The sequence below is a fragment of the Sphaerospermopsis reniformis genome (assembly GCF_005402885.1).
Taxonomy (GTDB): Bacteria; Cyanobacteriota; Cyanobacteriia; order Cyanobacteriales; family Nostocaceae; genus Sphaerospermopsis; species Sphaerospermopsis kisseleviana.
In genome coordinates this window covers 1-2706 of sequence record NZ_BJCE01000405.1, presented here as the reverse complement: position 1 = coordinate 2706, position 2706 = coordinate 1, and the positions used below count along the sequence as shown (strand labels likewise).

Genomic DNA, 2706 nt, shown 5'->3' with positions numbered 1-2706 from the left:
GTCTCAATTCAATACTTGATATCACCGTATTATATATCAAGTAGTTGATTTTTTCCTAAAAATATATTGATTTTTGTCAATATAAGTATAGTTTTGTCTATGAAATTGTCAACTTAGGACTTGCTCTCCGTATTTAGTCGCACCCGCTCTTCGGGTTACGATATGGATATGGCAACAATAGAAATCTTCGGCGTTCCCCACGCTTATGAGTTAACGGCTCCCACCTCTTACCCTCATGCTTTAGTGTTTATCCACGGTTGGCTCAACAGTCGTGGATACTGGCAACCTGTGATTTCTCGCCTATCAGTTGATTTTCAGTGCTTGTCTTATGATTTGCGAGGTTTTGGTGAATCTCAGTCTCAGGCAAAATTTGATTTTAATCACAGCCGAAACGCCCAAAAACTGCACAAACTAAAGCTCAATTCCACCACAGATCCTAAATTAGTTAGCTATACTGCTGATTCTCTGTATTCTCCTGCCTCATACTCTCAAGATTTAATAGCTCTGCTGGAAGTTCTCAATCTCAAGAGTGTTTGGCTCATTGGTCATTCTTTGGGAGGTACTATTGCTCTATGGACAGCATCTCAATTACCTGACCGTGTTAAAGGAGTTATTTGTATTAATGCTGGTGGTGGAATTTATCTTAAAGAAGCATTTGAGCAGTTTCGCTCAAAGGGTCAAAAATTTCTCCAAGTTCGGCCACGCTGGCTTTACCAAGTGCCTTGGATTGATTTGCTCTTTACCAGAGCCAGTGTATCACGTCCTTTAGACCGTTTTTGGGCGCGTCAACGAATTATTGATTTTGTTGTTGCCGATCCAGAAGCTGCACTAGGAACGCTTTTAGACTCTACAACAGAGGAAGAAGTGAACCGCTTACCTCAGTTAGTTTCACAAATAAAGCAACCAGTTTATTTTTTAGCTGGTGCGGATGACAAGCTTATGGAACCCAAATATGTACGCCATTTAGCCAGCTTCCATAGGCTGTTCCAATACGTTGGTAATAATTTTATTGAAATTCCTAATTGTGGACATCTGGCAATGTTAGAACAACCAAATGCCGTTGCTGATCATATTCGGTCATTAGTCATTAGTCATTAGGGTTTGCTGAAAAAGTCCCTTCGTTGAGGCAGGGAATAGGGAATAGGGAATAGGGAATAGTTTTAGCTATCTGTTATCCCCAGATTTTCTAATTTATCAGACCCAAAATGCACAGTTTTTAAGGTATACCCTTCAAAAATCTTGCACTTTCTTTTCTCCTGATCAGCCTCAAACCTTTGATTTACGAGTATTTTGGGTTTATTCAGCAACCCCTCATTAGTCATTAGTCATTGGGCATTGGGCATTGGGCATTGGGCATTGGGCATTGGGCATTGGGTATTGGGTATTGGGTATTGGGTTATTCATCTTCCCCTGCCTCCTGCCTTCTAATACAACTGCATGACTTGGGTTAAAGGCAGTCGAGAATGAACGCCCAAGGTGAGAGAAGATGTATGTCCACGGGAAAGATGATCAGCCGCTGCACAGCCGATCATGGCGGCGTTGTCAGTACAGAATTTTAAGGGCGGGAATAGGACTTGGAGATTATTCTCGGCCGCCGCAGCTTGTAAATGCTTTCTGAGTCCACTGTTGGCCGCTACACCTCCACCTACGGCAATTGTATTTAAACCATAGTCACGAGCGCAGGCGATCGCTCTTTTGGTTAAGGCTTTGGCTATTGTTTCTTGAAAACTGGCTGCAATATCCGCTACGGGCAATTGTCCACCATCTTTTTCTAACTGCTGCACTAACCTTAATACAGCCGTTTTTAAACCGCTAAAACTGCCATCATAGGGATGATAACCCCCACCTGGTAGGGAAATTCTTCCTTCTGGTAATACAAAAGCTTGGGGATCACCTGTCTGCGCCAATTTATCAATCACAGGTCCGCCGGGATATCCCAACTTTAATAATCTTGACACTTTATCAAAAGCCTCACCCGCCGCATCATCACGGGTTTCTCCTAGAGTTTCGTAATTACCACAATCTTTAACATAAATCAAGCTTGTATGTCCGCCTGAAACGAGTAAGCTAAGAAATGGGGGGTCTAAATTGGGTTGTGCTAGGTAAGTAGCATAGATATGACCTTCCAGGTGATGAACTCCCAAAAATGGTTTTTCATGCACCATAGCCAGGGTTTTGGCAGCCGTTAACCCTACCAACAATGCTCCTACCAGTCCAGGCGCACAAGTGGCGGCAATCCCGTCAATTTGTCCCCAGTTCATTGCGCTTTCATCGAAAGCTTGGGCTATTGCCTGATTAATTATTTCTAAATGTTGCCTTGAAGCTACCTCTGGAACTACCCCACCATACTGCTGATGGACGGGAATTTGCGAGGCTATGATACTGCTGCACACTTGACGATTCTTGACAATTGCCACAGCAGTTTCATCACAACTTGTTTCGATCGCTAAAACTGTGGTCATGGTGATTAGTGATTGGTGACTGGGGACTGGGGACTGGGGACTGGGGACTGGGGACTGGTGACTGGTGACTGGGGACTGGGGACTGGTGACTGGTGACTAGGGACTGCGGACTGGTGACTGGGGACTAGAGAGGAAGAGCACATGTCGGGCCTGCTCACACATTCAGCAATCTCCGACTCCTTCCTCTCCTTGACACATCAACACCCCTTACAACTCTATACGCTACGAACCATCACTACACTAC

Annotated in this window: 3 protein-coding genes; 1 reads left to right on the top strand and 2 read right to left on the bottom strand. The window is 44.3% G+C overall.

What is annotated here, in order from left to right; genetic code table 11:
- Positions 1 to 168: 168 nt before the first annotated feature.
- Entirely contained in the window at positions 169 to 1098 is a 930-nt protein-coding gene (locus FFR48_RS26985; protein ID WP_137669475.1) for an alpha/beta fold hydrolase, read from the top strand.
- Between the two features lie 326 nt (positions 1099 to 1424).
- Here FFR48_RS26985 and tsaD read toward each other — a convergent pair whose 3' ends face one another.
- A complete protein-coding gene (tsaD, locus tag FFR48_RS26980) occupies positions 1425 to 2462 on the bottom strand; it encodes a tRNA (adenosine(37)-N6)-threonylcarbamoyltransferase complex transferase subunit TsaD (protein ID WP_137669474.1) in 1038 nt (345 codons plus the stop codon).
- 5 nt (positions 2463 to 2467) lie between these two features.
- On the bottom strand, positions 2468 to 2605 hold the full coding sequence (locus FFR48_RS26975; protein WP_162501986.1) for a hypothetical protein: 138 nt from the start codon (positions 2603 to 2605) through the stop codon (positions 2468 to 2470).
- Between the last annotated feature and the right edge of the window lie 101 nt (positions 2606 to 2706).